The organism is Rhizobium sp. BK379 (assembly GCF_014193955.1).
GTDB lineage: Bacteria > Pseudomonadota > Alphaproteobacteria > Rhizobiales > Rhizobiaceae > Rhizobium.
This window is the reverse complement of record NZ_JACIAD010000009.1, coordinates 164,635-190,472: the sequence shown is the minus strand read 5'-3', so window position 1 is coordinate 190,472 and position 25,838 is coordinate 164,635. Positions and strand designations below refer to the sequence as shown.

The 25,838-nt window shown below is 60.7% G+C and carries 20 protein-coding genes; 8 read left to right on the top strand and 12 right to left on the bottom strand.

The window, feature by feature from the left end:
- Positions 1 to 54: 54 nt before the first annotated feature.
- Entirely contained in the window at positions 55 to 2,097 is a 2,043-nt protein-coding gene (gene uvrC, locus FHT93_RS30985; protein WP_112544695.1) for an excinuclease ABC subunit UvrC, read from the bottom strand.
- Complete coding sequence (locus FHT93_RS30980) at positions 2,094 to 2,861, bottom strand: SDR family oxidoreductase (RefSeq protein ID WP_112544694.1); 768 nt, start codon at positions 2,859 to 2,861, stop codon at positions 2,094 to 2,096. Before FHT93_RS30980 ends, uvrC begins: the two co-directional genes overlap by 4 nt.
- 363 nt (positions 2,862 to 3,224) lie before the next feature.
- On the opposite strand from FHT93_RS30980, the gene FHT93_RS30975 reads away from it, so the two are divergent.
- A complete protein-coding gene (locus FHT93_RS30975; protein ID WP_018114166.1) occupies positions 3,225 to 3,857 on the top strand; it encodes an outer membrane protein in 633 nt (210 codons plus the stop codon).
- Between the two features lie 92 nt (positions 3,858 to 3,949).
- Here the strand turns inward: FHT93_RS30975 and FHT93_RS30970 are convergent, their stop codons facing one another.
- The gene (locus FHT93_RS30970; RefSeq protein WP_112968009.1) at positions 3,950 to 4,546 is read right to left on the bottom strand and encodes a glutathione S-transferase; all 597 of its coding nucleotides are present in this window, start codon (positions 4,544 to 4,546) and stop codon (positions 3,950 to 3,952) included.
- A gap of 57 nt (positions 4,547 to 4,603) precedes the next feature.
- A complete protein-coding gene (locus FHT93_RS30965; RefSeq protein WP_183851029.1) occupies positions 4,604 to 5,473 on the bottom strand; it encodes a 23S rRNA (adenine(2030)-N(6))-methyltransferase RlmJ in 870 nt (289 codons plus the stop codon).
- Positions 5,474 to 5,490: 17 nt separating this feature from the next.
- Here FHT93_RS30965 and FHT93_RS30960 point away from each other — a divergent pair, with 17 nt between their 5' ends.
- On the top strand, positions 5,491 to 7,680 hold the full coding sequence (locus FHT93_RS30960) for a molybdopterin oxidoreductase family protein (protein ID WP_183851028.1): 2,190 nt from the start codon (positions 5,491 to 5,493) through the stop codon (positions 7,678 to 7,680).
- Entirely contained in the window at positions 7,677 to 8,267 is a 591-nt protein-coding gene (locus FHT93_RS30955) for an NUDIX domain-containing protein (protein WP_113013960.1), read from the top strand. Before FHT93_RS30960 ends, FHT93_RS30955 begins: the two co-directional genes overlap by 4 nt.
- 69 nt (positions 8,268 to 8,336) lie before the next feature.
- Here FHT93_RS30955 and FHT93_RS30950 read toward each other — a convergent pair whose 3' ends face one another.
- The 4 genes from FHT93_RS30950 to purM form a co-directional block, all read right to left on the bottom strand.
- Positions 8,337 to 9,635, bottom strand: a complete 1,299-nt coding sequence (locus tag FHT93_RS30950; RefSeq protein WP_183851026.1) for an NAD(P)/FAD-dependent oxidoreductase — start codon at positions 9,633 to 9,635, stop codon at positions 8,337 to 8,339.
- A 4-nt stretch (positions 9,636 to 9,639) separates the two neighbouring features.
- The gene (locus tag FHT93_RS30945) at positions 9,640 to 10,260 is read right to left on the bottom strand and encodes a PadR family transcriptional regulator (RefSeq protein WP_183851131.1); all 621 of its coding nucleotides are present in this window, start codon (positions 10,258 to 10,260) and stop codon (positions 9,640 to 9,642) included.
- 391 nt (positions 10,261 to 10,651) lie between these two features.
- Positions 10,652 to 11,317 (bottom strand): phosphoribosylglycinamide formyltransferase, encoded by a 666-nt coding sequence (gene purN / locus FHT93_RS30940; RefSeq protein ID WP_112968014.1) that lies wholly within the window; start codon positions 11,315 to 11,317, stop codon positions 10,652 to 10,654.
- Complete coding sequence (gene purM / locus FHT93_RS30935) at positions 11,314 to 12,387, bottom strand: phosphoribosylformylglycinamidine cyclo-ligase (protein WP_113013965.1); 1,074 nt, start codon at positions 12,385 to 12,387, stop codon at positions 11,314 to 11,316. The genes purN and purM overlap by 4 nt, the downstream gene beginning before the upstream one ends.
- A gap of 244 nt (positions 12,388 to 12,631) precedes the next feature.
- Between purM and FHT93_RS30930 the strand changes: the two genes are divergently transcribed.
- From FHT93_RS30930 to ppx, 4 genes are all read left to right on the top strand, one after another.
- Positions 12,632 to 13,756: an AI-2E family transporter gene (locus tag FHT93_RS30930; protein ID WP_112544686.1), complete on the top strand. Its 1,125-nt coding sequence runs from the start codon at positions 12,632 to 12,634 to the stop codon at positions 13,754 to 13,756.
- Complete coding sequence (gene hdaA, locus FHT93_RS30925; protein ID WP_112968015.1) at positions 13,749 to 14,462, top strand: DnaA regulatory inactivator HdaA; 714 nt, start codon at positions 13,749 to 13,751, stop codon at positions 14,460 to 14,462. Before FHT93_RS30930 ends, hdaA begins: the two co-directional genes overlap by 8 nt.
- A gap of 65 nt (positions 14,463 to 14,527) precedes the next feature.
- Entirely contained in the window at positions 14,528 to 16,732 is a 2,205-nt protein-coding gene (locus FHT93_RS30920; protein ID WP_112544684.1) for an RNA degradosome polyphosphate kinase, read from the top strand.
- Between the two features lie 10 nt (positions 16,733 to 16,742).
- Positions 16,743 to 18,263: an exopolyphosphatase gene (gene ppx, locus FHT93_RS30915; RefSeq protein WP_112968016.1), complete on the top strand. Its 1,521-nt coding sequence runs from the start codon at positions 16,743 to 16,745 to the stop codon at positions 18,261 to 18,263.
- 103 nt (positions 18,264 to 18,366) lie between these two features.
- Here the strand turns inward: ppx and FHT93_RS30910 are convergent, their stop codons facing one another.
- From FHT93_RS30910 to FHT93_RS30895, 4 genes are all read right to left on the bottom strand, one after another.
- Positions 18,367 to 19,722, bottom strand: coding sequence for an esterase-like activity of phytase family protein (locus tag FHT93_RS30910; protein WP_183851024.1), 1,356 nt, complete (start codon positions 19,720 to 19,722; stop codon positions 18,367 to 18,369).
- Positions 19,723 to 19,831: 109 nt separating this feature from the next.
- Complete coding sequence (locus FHT93_RS35455; protein ID WP_113204704.1) at positions 19,832 to 20,893, bottom strand: adenylate/guanylate cyclase domain-containing protein; 1,062 nt, start codon at positions 20,891 to 20,893, stop codon at positions 19,832 to 19,834.
- Positions 20,894 to 21,068: 175 nt separating this feature from the next.
- Positions 21,069 to 22,220 (bottom strand): ribonuclease D, encoded by a 1,152-nt coding sequence (gene rnd, locus FHT93_RS30900; protein WP_183851023.1) that lies wholly within the window; start codon positions 22,218 to 22,220, stop codon positions 21,069 to 21,071.
- Between the two features lie 165 nt (positions 22,221 to 22,385).
- Positions 22,386 to 23,777 carry a multicopper oxidase family protein gene (locus FHT93_RS30895; RefSeq protein ID WP_183851021.1) on the bottom strand — a complete coding sequence of 464 codons (1,392 nt, stop codon included), beginning with the start codon at positions 23,775 to 23,777 and terminating at the stop codon, positions 22,386 to 22,388.
- Positions 23,778 to 24,029: 252 nt separating this feature from the next.
- On the opposite strand from FHT93_RS30895, the gene aspS reads away from it, so the two are divergent.
- Entirely contained in the window at positions 24,030 to 25,820 is a 1,791-nt protein-coding gene (gene aspS, locus FHT93_RS30890; protein ID WP_183851019.1) for an aspartate--tRNA ligase, read from the top strand.
- Positions 25,821 to 25,838: the final 18 nt, after the last annotated feature.

Genomic DNA, 25,838 nt, shown 5'->3' with positions numbered 1-25,838 from the left:
AACATTCTTTCTGTTTTTTCGCTGCCTTTGCGTGGAATTTGCGACCGGCGCCGCTTATTTCGCGGCGTCGTCGTGAAAATGATTATAGACCTGCTTTGCGACGGTCTCCGAAATCCCTTCCACCGCCATGAGATCGGAGAGCGCAGCTCGCGACACGGCTTTCGCCGTGCCGAAGTGCTGCAACAGGGCTCGCTTGCGCGAAGGCCCGATGCCGCCGATCTCGTCGAGCGGGTTCTTGACCATCTCCTTCTTGCGCCGGGCCCGATGCGAGCCGATCGCGAAACGGTGCGCCTCGTCGCGCATGCGCTGGATGAAATAGAGAACAGGATCGCGCGGCGGCAGCGTGAAACTTCCCTTGCCGGGTGCAAAGAAACGCTCACGGCCGGCCTCGCGGTCCACGCCCTTGGCGACGCCGATGGCAATCACGCTATCGGTTATGCCGAGTTCTTCGAGGATGGCACGTACCGCTGTCATCTGCCCCTGGCCGCCGTCGATGAGGATCACGTCCGGCCAGGCGGGGAAGGGCATGTCGGCCGCATCTGCGACGGAGACCTGCGCGCTCCTGTCCGGAATGCCCTCTTCCTTCAGCAGGCGCGAGAAGCGCCGCGTCATCACTTCGCGCATCATGCCGAAGTCGTCGCCGGGGGTGATCTCGGTCGATTTGATGTTGAACTTGCGATACTGGTTCTTCACGAAACCTTCCGGCCCGGCGACCACCATGCCGCCGACCGCATTCGTGCCCATGATATGCGAGTTGTCGTAGATCTCGACGCGCTGCGGTACATAGGGCAGGCCGAACGTGTCCTTGAAACCTTCCAGCAGCCGTGACTGCGAGGCGGTTTCTGCGAGCTTGCGCCCATGCGCTTCGCGGGCATTGGCGATAACATGCTCGACGAGATCGCGCTTCTCGCCGCGCTGCGGGACGAGGATCGAAACCTTATGTCCGGCTTTTTCACCGAGTGCGGCCGCCAGCAGTTCCAGTTCTTCCACCGTCTCCGACAGCATGATTTGCCGCGGCACCGGCTTGTCGTCGTAGAACTGCGCGAGGAAGGCGTTCAGCACCTCGGCGCCTGACAGTTGCGGATCGGCCTTCGGGAAATAGGCGCGGTTGCCCCAGTTCTGTCCCGTGCGGAAGAAGAACACCTGGATGCAGGAAATCCCGCCTTCGTGATGGATGGCGAAAACATCAGCCTCTTCGACGCCGGCCGGATTGATGCCCTGGTGGCTCTGGACATGCGAGAGCGCCGCGAGGCGGTCGCGGTAGATCGCAGCGCGCTCGAAATCCAGATCTTCGGCGGCGGCGTTCATAGCCTCCGCCATGTGCTCCTTCACCTTCTGGCTCTTGCCGGAGAGGAAGTCCTTGGCCTCCTGCACCAGCTCCGCATAGCCCTCGTCGCTCACCTCATGCGTACACGGCCCGGAACAGCGCTTGATCTGGTAGAGCAGGCAAGGCCGGGTGCGTGTCTCGAAGACGCTGTCGGTACAGGTGCGGATCAGGAAGGCGCGTTGCAGCGAATTGATCGTGCGGCCAACGGCACCGGCTGAGGCGAAGGGACCGAAATAGTCCCCCTTCCGGGCACGCGCACCGCGATGCTTGAAGATGGCGGGCGCGCGGTGATCGCCTGTTATCAGGATATAGGGAAACGACTTGTCGTCGCGCAGCAGCACGTTAAAGCGCGGCCGCAAGCGCTTGATCAGATTCGCTTCGAGCAGCAGCGCCTCGGTCTCCGTCCGCGTCGTGACGAATTCCATGTTGGCGGTCTGGCGCACCATCTGGGCGATGCGGTTGGAGTGCACGCGACCCATCGCATAGTTGCCGACGCGCTTCTTCAGGCTGCGGGCCTTGCCCACATAGAGCACATCGCCCGCCTCGTTGAACATGCGGTAGACGCCGGGGCTGTTTGGCAGGCGCTTGACGAATTCGGCGATCAAATCGGCGCCGAGCAGGCCGGTTTCGTTGATGCTGCCGGCATTCCAGTCGACCGACGCCGAAATCGGCGAGGCAGAGGCATCGCCTTCTACCTCGATGATATCGTCGTCGTTATCATCGGTCTCGTCGTAAAGAACACCGCCATCCGGCAGCTTCTTGGCATTCATTCCTTGATCTCCAGCACATCAGGCGTTTGCCAAGCGAGATGCTGGCCGCCGTCGAGTGCAATCATCTGACCCGTGATCGAAGGGGTCTCGAACAGAAAACGAATCGTTCGGCCGAATTCCTTGAGCTCAGGTCCCCGCTTCAAGATAAGGGCTGAAACCTGTGCTTGGAAGTCTTCCTGCAATTGCCGCTCGCTCGGCATCGATGGACCGGGACCGATTGCGTTGACGCGGATGCGTGGCGCCAACGCCTGCGCCATCGTCTGGGTCGCCGTCCACAGCGCCGATTTCGACAGAGTATAGGAGTAGAAGCTCGGCCGCAGTGCCCAGACGCGCTGGTCGATAATGTTGACGATCAGCCCCTCGGCCGTTTCCGGCAGCTGTTCGGCGAATTTAGCGGCGAGTATCGAAGGCGCGCGAACATGGACGGCAAAATGCTCGTCCCATACTCGTGCGTCGAATTTGCGGAGCGAATCCTCGAGGAAAATCGATGCATTGTTGACGAGAAGATCGAGCGGCCCGAGCGCCTCGCACGCCTTTCCGACAAGCTCCCCAGTCTCGTCAATATTGGCAAGATCTGCCTTGATCGCAACCGCCTGATGGCCCTTCTGCCGCAATTCCGCCGCAAAGCTCTCGGCTTCGGCGAGCGAGCCGTTGGCATGGATTGCGACCGAAAATCCATCAGCAACAAGGTCTTCGGCAATCGCCCGGCCTATTCTTTTGGCGGCACCCGTCACAAGCGCCGCGCGAAGTCTTTTCTGGGTCAAGATGCTGCCTTCTGATCCTGCGAGTCCGTTTGCTGACTATATAAGGGCAGGCCTAGATTATATAAATAGGCCGAAAGCATTGCCTCTGCTGGCCGGATATTCTATGTATTATTTGCGGGATCGATTTATTAAAATGAGTATTGTAAGTTTAACTCATTATTATCCTTAATAAACGGTATGTTGCAGGCAAGCAACATCGAATTTCTGCCGCCGCGGGGCCACAATGATATCACAATTTGGCTCTTTCAAATCCGCATTTGCACTCCAATTTCACTCTCGAACCGGAAGGGACATTTAGTAATCCCCCGTGAATGCTTCGCCGAATTTGAGTTGACGGGCGCGCGGGACTGAAAGGAGACAAGTATGCGTATACTCTTTGCTGGCCTCATGGCTTCCGCTCTCGCCGTTGGCGGTTTCTCGGTAGCCCACGCAGCTGATGCCGTGGATCAGGTTCCGCAGGCCCCGGTTGCTGAGGAGACCCCGGCTCCGGTCAACAACTGGCAGGGCTTCTACCTCGGTGGCGCAGCGACCTACAACATGGGCAGCTTCGGTCACGACCGTGACACCTACGATTGGGGCGGCCAGCTCTTCACCGGTTACAACTTCCAGCAGGGCCAGATCGTTTACGGTGCTGAAGCCGATCTCGGTTACGGCGATGCGGACGTCACCACCGACGGCATCAAGAACAAGACCGGCTGGAATGGCTCCGTCCGCGGCCGCGTCGGTTACGACCTGAACCCCTTCCTGCTTTATGGTACGGCAGGTCTGGCGCTCGCCAACACCAAGGTTTCAGACGGTACGTCTTCCGATAGCAAGACCGCCTACGGCTATACGGTCGGTGCCGGTGTCGAAGCCTTCGTGACCAACAACATCACGACGCGTCTCGAATACCGCTACACTGACTACCAGGACAAGGACTACAATCTCGACTCCGGCAGCGTTTCGCGCGGCTTCGACGAAAACAGCGTCAAGGTCGGTATCGGCGTCAAGTTCTGATCCCGATTGCATCGAATATGAAAAAGCCGGGCTTCGTGCCCGGCTTTTTTGTTGTCTGCGTCAACCTCGGATTCTAGTGCTTTAGCAAATCTCTAGGTCTGCGGCTTCAATTGCTCGTAGCCGTCGAATTTCTTTTCGAATTCCCGCAGCCAGCCGATCAGTTCGGCATGGTCTTCCTCCCACTGGCCCTTGAAGCGCAGGTCGAGGTAGCCGATCGTGGCGGCGAGCGCGAAATGCCCGCCATGCATCTTCTTGCCGAGCTTCGGCGTATTGGCGGCCAGATAGTTCAGCGCGGTCTCGACCTTCTTCCACTGCCGGTCGATCCAGGGCTGATGCATCTTTTCTTCGTCGCGGAAGCGGCGTTCGTAGACGATCGCCAGCAGGCAGTCGCAGACGCCGTCGCACAGCGCTTCCAGCACTTCGGCATCCGTGCGCTTGCCCTTCTTGGAGGGATAGAGCGCGCCCTTCTTGAGCCGGTCGAAATAATGCATGATGGCGATGCTGTCGAAGATGGAAACACCGTCATCCGTCAGCAGCGTCGGGATCTTGCCGAGCGGGTTGTTGTCCACGAGGATCGCCGGTCCCGCATTCGTATCGACCCGGATTTCCGTAGTCTCCAGGCCGAGATGGCGCGAAGCCATGCGCACCTTGCTGGAGAAAGGGGAGGTCGGGGAGCAGAGAAGCTTCATGAGGCACCTTTTGGATATGCTGATGGCGCCGGACTATTCCCGAGCGACGAGAGTCGGTCAATCGGCCTTGGCGGGCTTGGTCTCGCCGCGCAGCCAGAAAGCTCTTTGCGAGGCGAAACGGTCCTGCGCCAGATGGTCCTTTAGCGCCGGCAGCAATTGGTGCAGCTCGTCCTTCAGTGTGAAGGGCGGATTGACGATGACGAGGCCGGAGCCCGTCAGCCCCGTCGTCTCGCGGTCGCTGCGCACTGCAAGCTCGGCGCAGAGCATTTTCGGGATTTCGGTCGCCTGCAGCGCCTCGTGAAATTCCTTGATCGGTGCGCCCTTCTTCAGCGGATACCAGAGGCAATAGGTGCCACCAGGAAAACGCCGGTAGGCCTTGGCAAGACCATCCACCAGGCGCTCATATTCGCCGTCTTCCTCGAAGGGCGGATCGACGAGCACGATGCCACGCTTTTCCTTGGGCGGCAGATGCGCGCCGAGCGCCAGCCAGCCGTCGAGCTCGGTGATGCGCGCATGATGGTCGCCTTCGAAGACGCGATGCAGGCGAACAAAATCCTCAGGGTGCAGTTCCATTGCCGAAAGCCGGTCCTGCGGGCGGAACAGCATGCGGGCCAGTTTGGGCGAGCCGGGATAGAAGCGCAGGCCGCCCTGCGGGTTCAGCTCGCGGATGGCGGTGAGATAGGGCTCCAGCAATTCGGAGACCTGTGGTCCGAGATCGGTCTCGAGCAGTTTGCCGATACCATCTTGCCATTCCCCGGTCTTCTGCGCTTCCTCGGAGGAGAGGTCGTAGAGGCCGATGCCGGCATGCGTGTCGAGCACGCGGAAACCCGCATCCTTCTTCTGCATGTAGCGGACCAGCCGAGCCAGCACCGCATGCTTCAGGACATCGGCGAAATTGCCTGCATGATAGATGTGGCGATAGTTCATTTTCGCTGATGCCTGTTATGAATTCGGATCATTGGGAGTTTTTGTGCCTTTTGGGCGGTCGAGCCTTGGCATATAGAAATCGCATGAACATTGCGACCCCCATCCATGCCAAATCCCGGATCGGCCATACGGCCTGTCCACATGACTGTCCCTCCACCTGCGCACTGGAAGTGGATCTGACGGAAGACGGCCGTATCGGTCGTGTCCGGGGCGCGAACGATCATTCCTACACGTCGGGCGTCATCTGCGCCAAGGTCGCCCGTTATGCCGAGCGGCTCTATCATCCGGACCGTCTCATGCACCCGCTGCGCCGCACCGGCGCCAAGGGGGCAGGGCAGTGGCAGCAGATTTCCTGGGACGATGCGCTGGACGAAATTGCTGAAGCCTTCGTGAAGGCCGAGGTCAAGAATGGCAGTGAGGCCATCTGGCCTTATTTCTACGCCGGCACCATGGGTTGGGTGCAGCGCGACTCGATCGAGCGCCTGCGCCATGCCAAGCGTTATTCCGGCTTCTTCTCCTCGATCTGCACCAATCCCGCCTGGACCGGCTTTACCATGGCGACCGGCATGCTGCGCGGCCCCGATCCGCGCGAGATGGCCCGCACCGATTGCGTCGTCATCTGGGGCACCAATGCTGTTGCCACCCAGGTCAATGTGATGACCCACGCGATCAAGTCGCGCAAGGAGCGCGGCGCGAAGATCGTCGTCATCGACATCTACGACAATCCGACGATGAAGCAGGCTGACATGGCGCTCATCGTCAAGCCGGGTACCGATGCGGCCCTTGCCTGCGCCGTCATGCACATCGCCTTCCGCGACGGTTATGCCGACCGCGACTACATGGCTGGATATGCCGACGATCCCTCGGGTCTCGAAGCGCATCTGAAGACAAAGACGCCGGGATGGGCGGCCGCAATAACCGGTCTTTCGGTCGAAGAGATCGAAGCCTTCGCCAAGCTCGTCGGCACCACGAGGAAGACCTTCTTCCGCCTCGGCTATGGTTTCACGCGCCAGCGCAATGGTGCGGTCGCCATGCACGCGGCAGCCTCGGTCGCCACCGTGCTCGGCTCCTGGCAATATGAGGGCGGCGGCGCCTTCCATTCCAATAGCGATATCTTTCGCATGAACAATGCGGAACTGACCGGCAAGTCGATGAAGGATGCCGACATCCGCATGATCGACCAGTCACAGATCGGCCGGGCGCTGACCGGCGATGCCGTGGCGTTGCGCGATCGCGGCCCTGTTACGGCCATGCTGATCCAGAACACCAATCCGGTGAATATCGCCCCGGAACAGCGGCTGGTGAAACAAGGCTTTGCGCGCGACGATCTCTTCGTTGCCGTGCACGAGCAGTTCATGACCGAGACGGCCGAAATGGCCGATATCGTCATTCCCGCCACCATGTTCGTCGAGCACGACGATATCTATCGCGCCGGCGGCCAGAACCACATTCTGCTTGGGCCCAAGCTCGTCGAGCCGCCATCGACCGTGCGCACCAATCTCTTCGTCATCGAGGAACTGGCAAAACGCCTTGGCGTCGCCGATCGCCCCGGCTTCGGCTTCACCGCCCGCGAAATGGTCGATCGCGTTCTGGCCGCTAGCAACCTGCCGGACTATGACCATTTCCTCGAGCACAAATGGTTCGACCGCCAGCCGGCTTTCGAGGACGCACACTATCTCAATGGTTTCGCCCATGCCGACGGCAAGTTCCACTTCCGCCCGGACTGGGTGAACGGCGCCTCACCGAACAAGCCGCCCGCTTCCGTCGGTGCGCTCGGCCCCTATGCCGAACTGCCGCCGTTCCCGGATCAGGTCGACGTCATCGAGCTTGCTGACGCCGAGCATCCCTTCCGCCTGGCGACATCGCCGGCGCGCAATTTCCTGAATTCGAGCTTCTCGGAAACCAAGACCTCGCGCCAGAAGGAAGGCCGCCCGGAAGTGATGATCAACCCTGTCGATGCCGAGGCGAACGATGTCGGCAATGGTGACCTCGTCCGCATTGGCAATATGCGCGGTGACCTGCGCATCCACGCCCGCGTAACGACGGAGGTCAAGCCGGGCGTTTTGATCGCCGAGGGCCTCTGGCCCAACAAGGCGCATGTCGATGGCGAAGGCATCAACGTTCTCACCGGCGCCGATCCCGTGGCGCCCTATGGCGGCGCTGCCGTCCATGACAACAAGGTCTGGCTTCGCAAGGACGTCATATGACGCAGTCTAAGGCAAAAGTGGAAATCGTCGGCAAGGAAATCCTGTCCGACGGCTGGACGAAGCTGACCGGTTACCGGATCGATTATACCGATCGAAATGGCGTGACCCATCGCCTGCCGCGCGAGGTCTATCACCGCACGCCTGCCGCCTGTATCCTGCTTTATGATCCGAAGCGCGATGTCGTCGTGCTGGTGAAGCAGTTCCGCCTGCCGGCCTATGTAAACGGCGATCCCGCCTGGATGATCGAAGTGCCGGCCGGCCTGCTGGACGGCGATGAACCCGAGGCCGCGATCCGCCGCGAAGCGATGGAGGAAACGGGATATACGGTCCGCGACGTCCGCTTCCTCTTCAAATCCTATCCGGCGCCAGGCTCCATTACCGAAGTCGTCCATTTCTTTGCCGCGACGATCGATATCGACGATCGCACATCCGATGGTGGTGGTCTCGAGGAAGAGCACGAGGACATCGAGGTACTGGAAGTTCCGCTGCCGGAAGCTCTTGCGATGGTCGAAAGGGGAGAGATCATCGATCTCAAGACGATCACGCTGCTGCAATGGGTATTGTTGAACAAGGGCGAAGTTCGGTAGCGGGCAAGCTGATCGATATCCGATCCGTCGATTTTGCCCGGGGCGGGATCGAGATAATCCGCGACGAGGTCAGTTTTCCCCGCGTACGCGCATCATTTGCCGAAAGGCGCGCCGCCTTAGCGCAGGTATCGCGTTTATGGTGCGCATGACGCCGCGTGTGACGCCGAGCTGAAGCCTGCCGACAATCGGCCGATGGGCCAGATCACGGGCATCCATCTGCTTTTTCGATTCCTGGACTGCTTCCTTACTGTAGCGAAGCATCTCGATTTCGTAGGCTCGTATGGCTTCGAGGAGGGGCTGTCGGCCCTGGTCCGCTTCGACCAGCATGCGTCCGAGCAGAGCGGCATCGCGAAGCGCCGTATTGGCACCTGCGCCACGTCCCGGTGTCATCGTATGCACGGCGTCGCCGAGCAGAGTGACATTCGAGCTCGTCCAGGGCGTCGGTGGTACGGAAGTCCTCATCATGACATCGTGGATCGTCGCTGGTTCCGTCATGCGGATAAGCGCCTGCAGGTGCGGATGCCAGTCCCGGGTGATCTCAAGGCCGAGCTCGCGCAATTGTTCGCCGCTCAGGCCGGCCGGATCCTGCGGAAAATTCTGCCGAGCGCCCCATAAGCCCCAGCCGATACTATCCTCATCGAGCGCCTCGATGAAATCCGGCCAACGGGCAGCAAAATCAGGGTCGCTTCTGCTGTGGGCGAACTCGAGCGAATGAATGATGGCGCCAAAGCCCATCGGCGCCATAATCAGCGACATGCCCTTGAACATTTTGTCCGACAGCAGAGCCTTCGTTTCGGCTGTCATGGGAATTTTACCCCCGAGCGAGACGATCCCCGTGTCTTCGAGGCGCGCTTCCGGCAGACGTTGCTTGCGCAGAGTCGAACTCGTGCCGTCCGCGCCCACAAGGACTTCACCTGTCGCGAGGCTTCCATCCTGAAAACGAGCGGTAATCGATCCGTCGGCATTATTTGTGTAAGCTTCAAACGTCTTCCCGAAGAATACCTCTGCTTCAAGCCCCCTGAGCAGAACCCGTCGCAGCGTCTTTCGAATGACGTTCCGTTCGCCATCCAGAGCATTCGGGCCCGCATCTTCGATATCAAAGCTCAGCACTTCGCCGAACTGTTCGGTCAGCATGTTGAAATAGCGCGGCGACCTAGCGCAGGTAGCGACATAGAGGTCGTAGAGTTCGTCGGGGACACAGGCTTTCAGCGCACGGCTTCCAGCCGGGCTGATGCCTACGCGATACCCGCCGGTGTCGGCGTTCGGTGCGCGGTCTCGCTCGTACACCGCAACGCTGATGCCGGCCCCCTTGAGCAGATGAGCGAGCGCCAGACCGCCAGTCCCGGCGCCGATAATCAAAATCTTCATGGTCCTAGTCCTGGTCGCGTTTAGGGTCGATGGTGAATTGGGTGGCGATCTGCCTCAGCCACTCTTCCGTCCAGGTGATGCGCTGGGCGCGCAGGTCCGCGACAGCGCTGGTGACCCAGGACAATTCGGTTGCGTGAAGCGCTCGGAGATATTCCATCTCGAGCAGGAAGAGCCTTGGAACGGCCTGCGCTTCGTGCAGAGTTTCGTCGATCCGACGAAGCTCCGCCTCAATGGCTTTTGCTCTGAGCTCAAGCTGGCTTGCCACATCGTCAGGCGAAAGCAGCGGAAGAAATGATATGGCTGCAGGGAATTCCGGATATTCCCGCGTCGGGGTCGACAAGATCGCCCGCATCCAGTCCACCGCGACGTCGCGGCCTTTCCTGGTTATCTCGTACACCGTCCGCTCGGGACGCTTGTCATCCCGGATTGTTTTGCGTGGGGTGATCAAGGCTTCGCGCTCAAGCCGCTGGATCGTCTGATAAAGGCTCGCCCTCTGCGTGACATTGATCACCTCGTCCTTGCCGCGCTCCTTGATGAGTTGCTGCATTCGATAAGGATGCAGCGGCTCTTCCATGAGCATTGCAAGGACGGCGAGGGCGATTGGCGAGCGTTTGATCGATGTCATAGTCATAGTATTACTAGTAAGATTATGACTAGTCAACGTGACGATTCGGGCCTGCTGATACCTCGGCAAATGCCGGGCCGCATTGGTGACCATGGATGAGCGAGCGAGGCATGCGACCATTTCCAACGTCTTGTCCAACGAAGTGGTGGGCAAGGTCGGCGGGTCGAGAACGATCACGCTGTCAAAAATGGTGGAAGGTCGTCTTCGCGTCCGTGGCGATGGCCACGTCGAACGCCGCCAGTCCTGCTGGCTTTATGGATAGCGGCAGGATTGCTAGCCGCCTTGCACCCGCCTCAGGCTCTTGCCGCCTGAAGGCAGGTATTCCCATTTTTCGCCGGACCTCGGAATGCCCGAGGACGCAAGACCTCTCGGCACTTTTGCGGGAATTGCTTCAGTCGCCGATCAACGAAATAAGCTGGGATTTCGGAGCGGTGGCGGAAGCTGTTGCCCCAACCGCTTTCCCGCCTTCCATCTTCACCTTGCCCTCCGCAAAGAGACGGAGAGCCTGCGGATAAAGCTGATGTTCGATGGTCAGGACGCGTCCCGCCAACGCTTCGGCCGTATCGCCCGCAAGCACCGGCACGGCGGCCTGGCCGATGACCGGTCCCTCATCCATGCCTTCGGTAACGAAATGCACCGTGCAGCCGGCAATGCGCATGCCGGCATCAATCGCCCGCTGATGCGTATGCAGTCCCGGAAAGAGCGGCAGAAGAGAAGGATGAATATTGATGATCCGGCCCTCATGGCGCTGGATGAACGCCCCCGAAAGCAGCCGCATATAGCCGGCAAGGCAGATGATGTCAGGCGAAAGCTCGTCAAGTGCGGCAAGGATCGCCGCCTCGTGCGCGTCCTTGCTCGCATAGTCCTTGCGCACGAAGGCAAAGGTCGCAATGCCCTCGGCGGCCGCCTTGGCAAGCCCGCCGGCATCGGCCTTGTCGGAGATCACGCCGACGATCTCTGCCGGATAGTCCGTCGATTTTGCCGCCTGGACCAAGGCCATCATGTTGGAGCCGCCGCCGGAAATGAAGACGACGATGCGTTTGCGCGGTGAGCTCATAGGGCGAGCGTACCCTTGTAGATCGTGCCGGCTTCGCCTTCCGCTCTGGCGACCATACGGCCGAGCGTGATCACTTTCTCGCCTTCGGCTTCGAGCGCCTTGGAAACGGCGGCAACATTCTCCTGCGCAACGACGACGATCATGCCGATGCCGCAATTGAAGGTGCGCAGCATTTCCTTGGCTTCGACGCCACCCGTCCGGGCAAGCCACGAGAAGACCGGCGGCACCTTGACGGCGGCGAGGTCGATCTCGGCGGCGAGATGCTTCGGCAGCACGCGCGGAATATTTTCGGGGAAGCCGCCGCCGGTAATATGCGCGAGCGCCTTCAGCGCGCCCGTCTCGCGGATCGCCTTCAGGAGCGGTTTCACATAAATACGTGTTGGCGTCAGCAGCGCTTCGCCGAGCTTCTTGCCCTCGGCAAAGGGTGCAGGCGCATCCCAGTCGAGGCCGGAAAGCGAAACGATCTTGCGCACCAGCGAGAAGCCGTTGGAATGGACGCCCGATGAGGAGAGGCCAAGAATGACGTCGCCTTCGGCAATATCGCCAGCCGGCAGCAGCTTGCCGCGTTCGGCGGCGCCGACGGCAAAACCGGCAAGATCATAATCGCCCGAGGAATACATGCCGGGCATTTCGGCCGTTTCGCCGCCGATCAGCGCGCAGCCCGCCTCGCGGCAGCCGGCGGCGATACCACCGACGATCGCCGCACCCTGGTCGGGGTCGAGCTTGCCGGTCGCGAAATAGTCGAGAAAGAAGAGGGGCTCGGCACCCTGGACGACGAGATCGTTGACGCACATGGCGACGAGGTCGATGCCGACGGTTTCGTGATAGTCCGCGTCGATCGCGATCTTCAGCTTGGTGCCGACGCCGTCATTGGCGGCAACCAGGACCGGATCGGTGAAACCTGCGGCCTTGAGGTCGAACAGGCCGCCGAAGCCGCCGATCTCGCCGTCGGCGCCCGGACGGCGTGTGGAGCGCACGGCCGGCTTGATCTTCTCCACCATCAGGTTACCGGCATCGATGTCGACGCCTGCATCGCTATAGGTCAGACCGTTTTTTCCAGACTGGCTCATGGTGATCTCCGGAGGATTTAAAGCTGCGGACAGGGGACCGCGTCACATGCCGGTCGCAATTGCATGAGAGTGCGCTTTATGCAAGCGTTGCAAGGGAAAAGCCCCCATTTTCCAGCTAATCCCTGTGCGCTTTCCGGATTTGGTGCAACAGGGTTGACCATCTTTGCGCCTCCATCCTATGTGCTCAAACGGCTGGGGCCGTTGGAAAGCGGTGCGGGCGGGGCGTGCAATCAGCGGGGAAGCGATGCCACAACAAGTCAGCGGAACGATACTGAAGCGCCAGATCATCTTCTGGGTGGCGGTTCTGCTCATCTTCATCGCCTTCCTCTATATCTTCAGTTCGATCCTGTTGCCCTTCATTGCCGGCATGTCGATCGCCTATTTCCTCGATCCTGTCGCAGACAGGCTGGAGCGGCTGGGCTTGAGCCGCCTGATGGCGACCATTGTCATTCTAGTGGCCTTCGTCATCGTCTTCGCGCTGGCACTGGTGATCCTGATCCCCGTCCTCATCAACCAGTTCAACGATTTTGCCCAGCGCGTGCCGGGCTATATCAGCCAGCTGCAGCAATTCATCGCCAACTATCAGGATTCCGTGCTGCCTGGCTGGATCAGAAGCCAGCTCGGGACCATCAAGGACAATCTATCCGGTATCCTTTCGGAAGGCATGGGCTTTCTGACGGGTCTCTTCGCGCAGATCTGGAATTCCGGCAAGGCGATCGTCGATGTCATCTCGCTTCTCGTCGTCACGCCGGTCGTCGCCTTCTACATTCTGCTCGATTGGGATCGCATGGTCGCCAAGGTCGATCAGTGGGTGCCGCGCGACTATGTGAGCGACGTGCGCCAGATCGCCACGGAAGTGGATCAGGCGATTGCCGGCTTCATCCGCGGGCAGGGCTCGCTCTGCCTCATCCTGGGCATCTACTACGCCCTGGGCCTCTCGATTGTCGGCCTGAACTTCGGCCTGCTCATCGGGCTTTTCGCCGGCATGATCAGCTTCATTCCCTATGTCGGGTCGCTGGTTGGCCTCGTCATTGCCATTGGCGTGGCGATCGTCCAGTTCTGGCCCGATTATATCTGGATTATCGCCGTTCTGGCGGTCTTCTTCTCCGGCCAGTTCCTGGAAGGCAATATCCTGCAGCCGAAGCTCGTCGGCTCCAGTGTCGGCCTGCATCCCGTCTGGCTGATGTTCGCGCTCTTTGCCTTCGGCGCGCTATTCGGCTTCGTCGGCCTGCTGGTCGCGGTACCGGCCGCTGCCGCCGTCGGCGTCCTTGTCCGCTTTGCGCTTTCGCGCTACCTTCAAAGCGATCTCTACTATGGCGGGTCGCCGGGCGGCCGGGCCCGGAAGACGAAATCTGTTTCCGATGAATGACGTGAAGAACGCTGATCCGAAGCGCAAGGCCGGAGAGCAGCTTCCCTTGGCCTTTTCGCATGACGCCGCCGCCGGGCGCGACGACCTCCTTGTCTCGGAGCGTCTCGCGGCCGCCGTTTCGATCGTCGATGCCTGGCCGAACTGGCCGTCACCGGTCGTCATCCTTGCCGGTCCGGTCGGTTCCGGCAAATCGCATCTCGCCGGCATCTGGAAGGAGCTGAGCGGAGCGAAGGCGATCCATCCCAACGTTGATTCCGATGCCGCGATCACGGCCGCCAATGGTCCGGTGCTTTTTGAGGATGCCGACCGCGTGGGCTTTGATGACGTCAAGCTCTTTCACGTCATCAACAGCGTGCGGGAAAACGGCACCAGCCTTTTGATGACCAGCCGCCTCTGGCCCATGTCCTGGCCGGTCACGCTGCCTGATCTGCGTTCCCGCCTGAAGGCCGCGACGGTCGTGGAGATCGGCGAGCCGGACGAGGAACTGCTGTCCCAGGTCATCGTCAAGCTCTTTGCCGACCGGCAGCTTTATATAGATGACAAACTCGTCCTTTATATCGTCAATCGCATGGAGCGGTCGCTCAACGCCGCCCAGACGATTGTCGAAAGGCTCGATCGGCTGGCGCTTTCCAGAGGCACGGGCATTACCCGTTCGCTTGCCGCTGAAGTATTGAATGAATTGGGCAATTCCGGCTCGGGCGATTGACTGTCACAGTTCCGTCGTGAAACTGATATATTCGCCGAAGCGGATAAGAGCAGGGTGAGTGGACCATGGATAGTGCATATCAGGAACATCAGGAATCCACCCCGAACAACAGCACAGACCTGCCGCCGCTGGAGCAGCTGCTGTCGAGCCCCGAGCGCTTCATCAACCGCGAATTCTCCTGGCTGCAGTTCAACCGTCGTGTCCTCGAGGAGACGCTGAACACCGAGCATCCGTTGCTGGAACGCGTGCGCTTCCTGTCGATCTCGGCCGCCAACCTCGACGAATTCTTCATGGTGCGCGTCGCCGGCCTCGAAGGCCAGGTACGGCAGAGCATCGTCGTCAAGAGCCCCGATGGCCGCACACCCGCCGAACAGCTCGATTCGATCCTGAGCGAGATCGATCATCTGCAGATGGAGCAGCAGGCCTCGCTCGCCGTCCTGCAGCAGTACCTCGCCAAGGAAGACATCCTGATCGTGCGTCCGGGTGCGCTAAGCGACGCCGATCGCCAGTGGCTGGCAAACGAGTTCGAGCAGGCGATCTTTCCGGTTCTGACGCCGCTGTCGATCGATCCGGCTCATCCGTTCCCGTTCATTCCGAACCTCGGGTTCTCGATCGGCCTGCAGCTCGTCAGCCGCAGCGGCCGCGAGCCGATGACGGCTTTGCTGCGCCTCCCGCCGGCGCTCGACCGTTTCGTCCGCCTGCCCGACGATCGCAATACGATCCGCTACATCACCCTGGAAGACGTCGCCAACATCTTCATTCACCGGCTTTATCCGGGTTATGAGGTGCAGGGCTCGGGTACATTCCGCGTCATCCGAGACAGTGATATCGAAGTCGAGGAAGAAGCTGAAGATCTCGTGCGCTTCTTCGAAACCGCGCTGAAGCGCCGCCGCCGCGGCAAGGTCATCCGCATCGAAACGGATTCCGAGATGCCGGCCTCGCTGCGCCAATTCGTCGTCCAGGCACTCAGTATTCCCGAGAATCGCGTTGCCGTTCTGCCGGGCCTGCTGGCGCTCAACACGCTCTCCGAAATCACCAAGGCGCCGCGCGACGACCTGCGCTTTCCGCCCTACAATGCGCGATTTCCCGAACGTGTCCGTGAACACGCCGGTGATTGCTTCGCCGCCATCAGAGAAAAGGACATGGTGGTTCACCACCCATATGAATCTTTCGACGTGGTGGTCCAATTCCTTATCCAGGCTGCGCATGATCCTGACGTTCTGGCGATAAAGCAGACGCTCTACCGTACATCCAATGACAGCCCGATCGTTCGCGCTCTGGTGGATGCCGCCGAAGCCGGCAAGTCGGTGACGGCGCTGGTCGAACTCAAGGCTCGCTTCGACGAAGAGGCCAATATCCGCTGGGCACGCGACCTGGAGCGCGCCGGCGTGCAGGTCGTCTTCGGTTTCATCGAACTCAAGACCCACGCCAAGATGTCGCTCGTCGTTCGCCGCGAGGAAGGCAAGCTGCGCACCTACTGCCATCTCGGCACCGGCAACTACCATCCGATCACGGCGAAGATCTATACGGACCTCTCCTTCTTCACCTGCAACCCCGTGATCGCCCACGACATGGCGAATATCTTCAACTTCATCACCGGATACGGTGAGCCGGAAGAGGGGATGCAGCTCGCCGTTTCGCCTTATACGCTGCGCCCGCGCATCATTCGCCACATCAACGAAGAGATCGAGCATGCCCGCGCAGGCCGCCCGGCAGCGATCTGGATGAAGATGAATTCGCTGGTCGACCCCGATATCATCGACGCGCTCTATACGGCGAGCCGCGCTGGCGTCGAGATCGATCTCGTCGTGCGCGGCATCTGCTGCCTGCGTCCGCAGGTGCCAGGCCTTTCCGACAATATCCGGGTCAAATCGATCGTCGGACGTTTCCTGGAACACAGCCGCATCTTCTGCTTCGGCAATGGTTACGGCCTGCCATCCGACAAGGCGCTCGTCTATATCGGTTCGGCCGACATGATGCCGAGAAACCTCGATCGCCGCGTCGAAACGATGGTTCCGCTGACAAATCCGACCGTTCACGAGCAGGTTTTGTCACAGATTATGCTCGGCAACGTGATTGACAATCAACAAAGCTACGAGATATTGCCCGACGGTACGTCACGGCGCATGGAAGTGCGCAAGGGCGAGGAACCGTTCAATGCGCAGCAGTATTTCATGACCAATCCCAGCCTGTCGGGCCGCGGTGAAGCTCTGAAATCGAGTGCGCCGAAGCTGATCGCCGGTCTGCTTGCCGGCCGGAACAACAAGTAAACTGGACCTAATGGTTGAATCTGAAGCCCAGGGGCGACTTCCGGGTATCGCCCCGGTCTCCGTTGTCGATATCGGATCGAATTCTATCCGTCTGGTCGTCTACGAAGGCTTGTCGCGTTCGCCCACCATCCTGTTCAACGAAAAGGTTCTCTGCGGCCTCGGCAAGGGCATAGCCCTGACCGGCAAGATGGACGAGGAAAGCGTCGCACGCGCGCTTCAGGCTCTTCATCGTTTCAAGGCTCTCTCCGATCAGGCACGCGCGGCCACCATGTATGTGCTGGCCACGGCCGCTGCGCGCGAGGCAAGCAACGGCCCCGATTTCATCCATCAGGCCGAGACGATCTTGCAGCGGCACGTCCGTATATTGTCGGGTGAGGAAGAGGCACGTTTTGCCTCGCTCGGCATCATCAGCGGCTTCTACAATCCCGATGGCATCGCCGGCGACCTCGGCGGCGGTTCTCTGGAACTGATCGATATCAGGGGCAAGGATGTCAGCGGCGGTATTACCCTGCCGCTCGGCGGTCTGCGCCTCTCCGAATATGCCGGCGGGTCGCTCGCCAAGGCGCGCGCCTTTGCCCGCAAGCAGGTCAAGACTGCCAAGCTTCTCTCCAAGGGGGAAGGGCGCACCTTCTATGCCGTTGGCGGCACCTGGCGAAACATTGCCAAGCTGCACATGGAGATCACTCGTTATCCACTGCACATGATGCAGGGCTACGAGGTGTCTCTCGAAGGCATGACGCAGTTCCTGGATCAGGTCGTCACCGCCAAGGATTCCAAGGAGCCGGCTCTGCAGGCGGTTTCCAAGCACCGCCGTTCACTGCTGCCCTTCGGCGCCATCGCCATGAAGGAAGTGCTGAACGCCATGAAGCCTTCGGTGATCTCCTTCTCCGCGCAGGGCGTGCGTGAAGGTTATCTCTTTTCGCTGCTGTCCGAATCCGAACGCCGCGCCGATCCGCTGCTGGCTGCCGCCGGCGAGCTTGCGATCCTGCGTGCCCGCTCGCCGGAACATGCCCGCGAGCTGGCCGATTGGACAGGCCGCATGATGCCGTATTTCGGCGTTCAGGAAACCGACGAGGAAAGCCGGTATCGTCAGGCCGCCTGCCTGCTGGCCGATATCAGCTGGCGCGCGCATCCTGATTATCGCGGCGCGCAGGCGCTGAACGTCATTGCTCACTCCTCATTCGTCGGCATCAGCCATCCCGGCCGCGCCTTCATCGCGCTGACCAACTACTACCGCTTCGAAGGTCTGCATGACGACGGCTCCACGGCACCACTTGCGACGATCGCCGGTCCTGCCTTCATCGACCGCGCAAAGCTGCTCGGCGGCATGTTGCGCGTCGTCTACCTCTTCTCGGCTTCCATGCCGGGCATTGTGCGCAATCTGAGATTCCGCAAAGCTTCCACCCCCGATCTCGATCTGGAGTTCGTGGTTCCGCACGAATACCGCGATTTCGCCGGAGAACGACTGGACGGCCGCCTGCAGCAATTGTCGCGGCTGACGAACAAGCGGCTGGCCTTCCGCTTCGAGTAGACAGGTCGGGCAGGCTGCCTGGCCGTTCACCTCTAGTCCCCATGGCCAAGCAAAAGGGCGGCACTTTCGCGCCGCCCCTCTCAATCTCACACTAAATTGCGGATTACTTCGCGTTCAGGAACTCGCCGACTTCGAGGATGCTGAACTCGTTATTGTCAGCCTTGTCGACAGCGCGGCCGGCCGAGAAGGGCAGGTTGTTGTCGTTGCCGATGATGATGTGCGTGGCATCGACGCGGTCGACGTTTTCGATCGTCACGAAGGGCATGTTGTAGACGCCGGGGATATCGCCGGCCTTCTTCTTGTTGTCCGGATCCTGGATGTTCAGGAGATCGATATAGCCGATCTTGCGAACAGACTTGCCGACGTTGGCATCGTTGAATTCGATCTTGTAGACGCGCTTCAGCTCGGCCGGAGCTTCGAAGCAATCCGGCTTCGGCTGCTTGGGATCCGCGCAAGCCTTGTCCTTCGTGCCGGCGCCATTGTCGCGCTCGATCACGAGAGCGGTAGTCTCGTCGAGCATGTTGAAGTCGCCGATCGAAGCACCCTTGTCTTCGAACGGGTAGAGCCAGCTGCGGCCGGTCCACTTCTTGGAAGCGACGTCGAACTCGATGACGCGGATGGCGGTGTGGCCGTCAGCGGTTTCCATCTGGCCGTCGACATAGATGGCGCCTTCCAGCAGGCCGTACAGCTTGGAGCCGTCCTTCGACATGGCGAGGCCCTCGAAACCGCCGGAGCGCTTCAGGTCGAAGGCCGGCATCTTGGCGGCCGGGTTGGCCGGCAGCTGGATCAGCGGGTTGTCGGGGGACAGGACCGGCTTGCCATCGAGCGTCGTCGGGATGACGTCCGTCAGGCGGCCTTCGGTGTCGAATTTCAGGAGGTAGGGGCCGAATTCGTCGCCGAGCCAGAAGCCGTCGGCAACCGGCTGTACGGATTCGATGTCGAAATCGGCACCGGTCAGGTAACGCGTGTCCGAGGCTTCCGTAACGATCGGGAACGGAGCGATCTTGTTCGGGTCGGACAGGAAGAGGTTCTTGACGACGTCAACCTTGTTGGCGTTCCAGTCGAACTTCAGCTGATGCAGGAACAGCATGGAGTCGGACGAGGTGAACTTCGAGCCGAAGCCGTTGTCGGAGAGCGTCCAGAAGGTGCCGTCGGCCATGGTCTTGATGCCGGAAAAACCCTGGATCGGCTGGCCGTCGAGCGGGAGCTTGACGTCGGTGACGCGGGCGCCGTCCTTGCCGTCGATCGTGCCGAGCTTCTCGGTGCGCTTGCGGTCAGGGGTCGTGAACTTGCCCGAGGTCTTGAGAAAAGCCGGCGCATCGGCGGGAGCCGGAACGACCGTGTTGGCAGGCAGGATCGCCTGGCTGGTCAGCTTTGCCGGGAAGAGTTGCTGGTCGGCGGAGGCGGAGCCTGCGACGAGCATGAAAAGTGATACGGAAGCGAAAAGAGCGTTCTTCATGATGTCCCCATAGAACGGAGTGCAAAAGCGCCATCCGCTTAGCAGGGCATTCATGTCGGCACATTGACGGTTGGGTGAAGCTTTGGTGACGTGTGCGGAAAGCTACGGCTCAACCGCGCCGCAGGGTCGCAGGCTGATTGAGGACGGTCACGGCGCGCGAGGAAAGGGCGATGACATCCAGCCCCTGGCCACGGCCGCGCACAGCGTGATTGCCGAGGTTCTCGCCGACAATCTCCTCGGGCAACGTCATGCGCTTGGCGAGCTCGGCGGAAATCAGCACCGGCCGGTTCAATGTTCGGCAGAGCGATTCCAGCCGCGAAGTGGTATTCACCGTATCACCGAAGAAGCTGATCTTATGATGGTCGACGCCGACCTCAGCCGTAATGACGCTGCCGCCGTGAAGGGCGGCCCTGAGCTTCGGCACATGGCCGTAGCTCTTCTTCCAGCTTGCGGCATTGGCTTCGATATCGGCAAGGATATCGAAAAGGCAGCGCACGCAACGCGCATCCTTGACGCCGCGCGCCAGTGGCCAGGTGATGATCGCCGCATCGCCGACATAGTCGTTGATCAGGCCCTTGTTGCGCCGCACAGGCTCGGCGAAGGCGGCAAACAGCGAGCTCAGAAGCTGTTGTGCGCGCAGGTCCCCGTGCTTTTCGGCAAAGGCTGTGGATTCGGCGAGATCGATGAACAGGAAGACCCGCTCTTCCTTCATCGGTCTGCGATAGCGGCTGATCAGCATGCTGATGAAGACCTCGCGCCCGAGCAGTTCCCGCACCCGGAGCAGGAAGATCAATGTTGCGCAGACGGCAAGCGCATAGAGAAAGATGTCGAACGGCATGATCAGCACGTCGATCATCTTCGGCGGATTCAGAACGCCAAGCACAGTAAGGAGGAAACCGGCAGCGGCAAAGCCGATGCTCATCAGGATTTCATAGATGACGAGCTCGGAGATGATGAAGAGCAGGGTCGGCAGTCTTTGTATGCGCCGATAAAGGCCGCGCAACAGCGCCTTGCGTTCGAAGGCAAGGATCGGCATTCCGATGAAAAGCGCAAAGATCGCTCCGATGATGGGCGTCTGACCGGCAAAGAAGTACAGATCGTAGACCACGCCGCTGAGTCCAAGGACGAGCGCAATCAGAATCCAGTTCTGCGTCGGGGATATCTCTCTCATGCCGCCCTTTCGCCGAAGCACTTCATTCGGCTATTGTTTCCGGCGCAGTGCTATGGTCAAGATATTTCGAATTTAAGGCAGCGCGCACAAAGGTACGAAGCGATTTTTGCGCTGACGACACGCGTCAAACAACGAGTTGAAACGCGACAGCCGGGCCGAAGGCCCCTGCCACGATCTACGCTGGGAGCGCGACGGTTTCGACCTTGCGGCCAACGAAGCGCAGAGCAATTTCGCCACGGATGAGCTGCAGCGCCGGCTCGCCGAACAGATCGCGCCGCCATCCATGCATGGCCGCGACATCTGCCGTTTCGCCCTCAGCCGCGATCCTGTCGAGGTCGTCGCTGTTGGCGATTACCTTCGGCGCCACGCCGTGCTTTTCGGAAATCAGCTTGAGCAGCACCTTGAGAAGCTCGACGGCCGCCGCCGCACCTTCCGGCGGCTGCGCCTGGCGCGGCACATGCGGCATTTCGGAACGTGGCAGCGCAAGCGCTGTATTGACCGCTTCGAGCACCGCAGCACCCGTGGCCGAGCGCTCCCAGCCCTTCGGAATTGTGCGCAGGCGCCCGAGGGCCTCGGCGTCCTTCGGCTGCTGCTGGGCGATCTCGTAGATCGCATCGTCCTTCAGTACCCGCGAACGCGGCACGTTGCGCGACCGCGCCTCGCGCTCCCGCCGAGCGGCGACATATTTCAGGATCGCCAGCTCCTGCGGCTTGCGCAGGCGAAGCTTCAGCCGCTGCCACGCATCGTCAGGGTGGATATCGTAGGTCTCGCGCGATTCCAGAATGTCCATTTCCTCGCGCAGCCAGGAGGCACGGCCCTCGCGCTCCAGTTCGGCCTTGAGGTAGAGATAGGCGTCGCGCAGATGGGTGACATCGGCCAGCGCATATTCGAGCTGCTTGTCGGAGAGCGGCCGACGGCTCCAGTCCGTAAAGCGCGAGGACTTGTCGATATGGACGTTCTTCGTGCGGCTGATGAGCTGGTCGTAGGAAACACTGTCGCCGAAACCGCAGACCATGGCGGCGACCTGCGTATCGAAGATCGGGTGAGGGATCAGGTTGCCACGATTGAAAATGATTTCAATATCCTGCCGCGCCGCGTGAAATACCTTCAGCACATCAGGATTGGCCATCAGCTCGAAGAAGGGCGAAAGATCGATGTCTTTCGCCAGAGGATCGACCAGCACCTCCACCGTTGGGCTCGCCATCTGGATCAGACACAGTTCCGGCCAGAAGGTCGTCTCACGCAGGAATTCAGTATCGATGGTAATGAAATCGGACTTGGCCAGCTCTTTGCAGGCGGCCGCCAGATCGGCGGTGGTTTCGATCATATCAATTCATTCGCAAGGAAGAGGTCAGTTAAACCTTCCTTCCCCTTTCGAAGAGATATGTCAATATGGTCAGCGGGCTTCACCTTTATGAAGTCTTATTCGCCATGATGCATGTGATGTTTTCTGTGGCTGCTGTGTCGCCAAGGCGATAACCACGGCACAATATCAGGCCACGCGAAGATAGCTCGTCATGCCTGTCTTCTGATGCTCGATGATGTGGCAATGCAACAGCCAGTCACCCGGATTGTCGGCGACGAAGGCGAGCTGCACCTTTTCGTCCGGCTGAATGAGATAGGTGTCGGAGACGAGTGGCATCACCTCCCGCGTCGAGGACGAGATGACGGTGAAGCTCATGCCGTGCAGATGGATCGGATGCGTATGCGGCGTGACGTTTTCCAGGTTGAAGACGTAGCTCTTGCCGAGCTTCAGCTCAGCGAGCGGTGCGGTCGGATCGGGCGTGTCGCCCGGCCACGGCACCTTGTTGATGGCCCAGAAGCTGTAGCCGAGCGTGCCGCAGATGCTTTCGACGGCGGCATTCTCTGCGGTCGCGGACAAGACAAGTGGAATTGTCTCCGCGGAAGAAAGATCGGCCTTCGCCACCGGGTTTTCTGCAAGAGCGCCGAGATCGCCGATATTGCGCTTCAGTGACTGCCCGGTGGCGCTGAAGCGCGTGATCACCTTCGGCGTCGTACCGCGAATATCTTCCAGTGTGGCCACCGCCCCCTCGCTATCCGGCATGCGAACGGCAAGGTCGAGCCGCTGTCCTGGTCCGATCTGCAGGAGATCGAGCGGGAAGCGCTTCGGTACCGGGTTGCCGTCGATAGCGATAACCGTGGCATCTGCACCTTCCATCTTGAGCGAGAAGATGCGGGTCACGTCGGTGACGGCGATGCGCAGGCGCACGAGCCCGCCCGCCGGTGCATCATATTTCGGCTCCTGGTGCCAGTTGGCGGTCCGCACCGTTCCATAGGTGCCGGCCTTTGCTGCATCACGCGGGCGGAACGGCGCAATGAACTGACCATCGCCGCCAAGCCGCCAGTCGCGCAGGTTGAGCACGATTTCGGCATCGAAGACCGGATCAGAGGGATCTTCCACGACGAGCACGCCGGTCATGCCGTGGCCCATCTGGGTCAGCGTGTTGCAGTGGGGGTGATACCAGAAGGTCCCGGCATCCGGCGGCGTGAAGAGATAATCGAAGCTGTCGTTCGTATAGACGTAGGGCTGCGTCATGAAGGGCACGCCGTCCATCTTGTTGTCGATGCGCAGTCCGTGCCAGTGGATCGTCGTCGGTTCGTCCAGGCTGTTCGTCAGGCGCGCCGCATAGGCTTTGCCGCGCGGCATGCGCAGCACCGGCGGCAGCCCCTCGTCGCCCCATGTCATGATATCCCGCGTCGGTGCGGCATCCATGATCTGTGCCTCGGTCCTGCGTGCCGTCAGGATGCGCGGCTCGGGTGCTGCCTCCGCGAGTCCGAAGCGCCCGGCAATCGCCATGCCCGCGCCATAAGCGCCGGCGACGGCGGAAGCCTTGAGCAGATTGCGGCGGGTGAGGAGGGGCATCGGCAGGTTCCGTCTTGAATGATGCCTCCTTTTAAAGTTGACTATCCTTTTCATCAATACGCAGCCTTCAGCCAAACTGCCGCAGCGCAAGTGTCCTTGCTCATTCGGAAACGAGGGAGCAAACGGCCCGCCGGCCGCGCCAAGTCTTGACAAATCAGAGCGTCCATGCGCTTGTCCGCCCGATTTTCTTGTCGGCGTGAAGGTCCCGAGGGCCATGCCGCCGTCTTAAGCCAAATGCCAGGATTTGAGATCATGCATCGTTACCGCAGCCACACATGCGCCGCTCTCCGCAAGTCGGACGTCGGCTCGAATGTCCGTATTTCCGGCTGGGTCCACCGTGTCCGAGATCATGGCGGCGTGCTGTTCATCGACCTTCGCGATCACTACGGCATCACCCAGGTGGTTGCCGATCCGGACAGCCCGGCCTTCAAGATGGCCGAAACCGTTCGCGGCGAATGGGTGATCCGCATTGACGGCCTCGTCAAGGCGCGTACCGAAGACACCGTCAACAAGAACATGCCGACCGGCGAGATCGAGCTCTATGCGCAGGAGATCGAAGTTCTCTCCGCCGCAAAGGAACTGCCGCTGCCGGTCTTCGGCGAGCCGGACTACCCGGAAGACGTTCGCCTCAAGTACCGCTTCCTCGACCTGCGCCGCGAGACGCTGCACCGGAACATCGTCAAGCGCACGCAGGTGATCTCCGCCATGCGCCGCGAAATGGGCAATGTCGGCTTCACCGAATATACGACGCCGATCCTGACGGCTTCCTCGCCGGAAGGCGCGCGCGACTTCCTCGTGCCGAGCCGTATCCATCCCGGCACTTTCTACGCCTTGCCGCAGGCTCCGCAGCAGTACAAGCAGCTGCTGATGGTTGCCGGTTTCGACCGTTACTTCCAGATCGCGCCCTGCTTCCGCGATGAAGACCCGCGCGCCGACCGTCTGCCGGGCGAATTCTATCAGCTCGACCTCGAAATGAGCTTCGTGACCCAGGAAGACGTCTGGAACACGATGGGTCCGCTGATGACCGGCATTTTCGAGGAGTTCGCCGAAGGCAAGCCGGTCACCAAGGAATGGCCGCGTATCCCTTATGACGAAGCGATCCGCAAATACGGCTCCGACAAGCCTGATCTGCGCAACCCGATCGTCATGGAAGCCGTGACCGATCATTTTGCCGGCTCCGGCTTCAAGGTCTTCGCCAACATGATCGCCTCCAACCCGAAGGTTCAGGTCTGGGCGATCCCGGCCAAGACCGGCGGGTCGCGCGCCTTCTGCGACCGCATGAACGCCTGGGCACAGAGCCAGGGCCAGCCGGGCCTCGGCTACATCTTCTGGCGCAAGGAGGGCGAAAAGCTCGAGGGCGCCGGCCCGCTTGCCAAGAACATCGGCGAAGAGCGTACGGATGCCATCCGCAACCAGCTCGGCCTCGGTGACGGTGACGCCTGCTTCTTCGTCGCCGGCGAACCGGAAAAGTTCTACAAGTTCGCAGGCGAAGCCCGCAACCGTGCTGCCGACGAGCTGAACCTCATCGACCGCGACCGCTTCGAACTCTGCTGGATCGTCGATTTCCCGTTCTTCGAATGGAACGAAGACGAGAAGAAGGTCGACTTCGCCCACAACCCCTTCTCGATGCCGCAGGGCGGCCTCGATGCGCTGACCAATCAGGATCCGCTGACGATCAAGGCCTTCCAGTACGACGCGGTCTGCAACGGCTTCGAAATCGCCTCCGGCTCGATCCGTAACCAGTCGCCGGAAACCATGGTCGCCGCCTTCGAAAAGGTGGGGCTGAGCCAGCAGGACGTCGAGGATCGTTTCGGCGGCCTCTACCGCGCCTTCCAGTACGGCGCACCTCCGCATGGCGGTGCTGCCTTCGGTATCGACCGTATCGTCATGCTGCTCGTCGGCGCGAAGAACCTGCGCGAAATCTCGCTCTTCCCGATGAACCAGCAGGCCCAGGATCTGCTGATGGGCGCGCCGACACCGGCAACGACCGCTCAGCTGCGCGAACTGGCGATCCGCCCGATCCCGCCGCAGAAGAAAGACTAAGGCAGGCGTCACAAAACA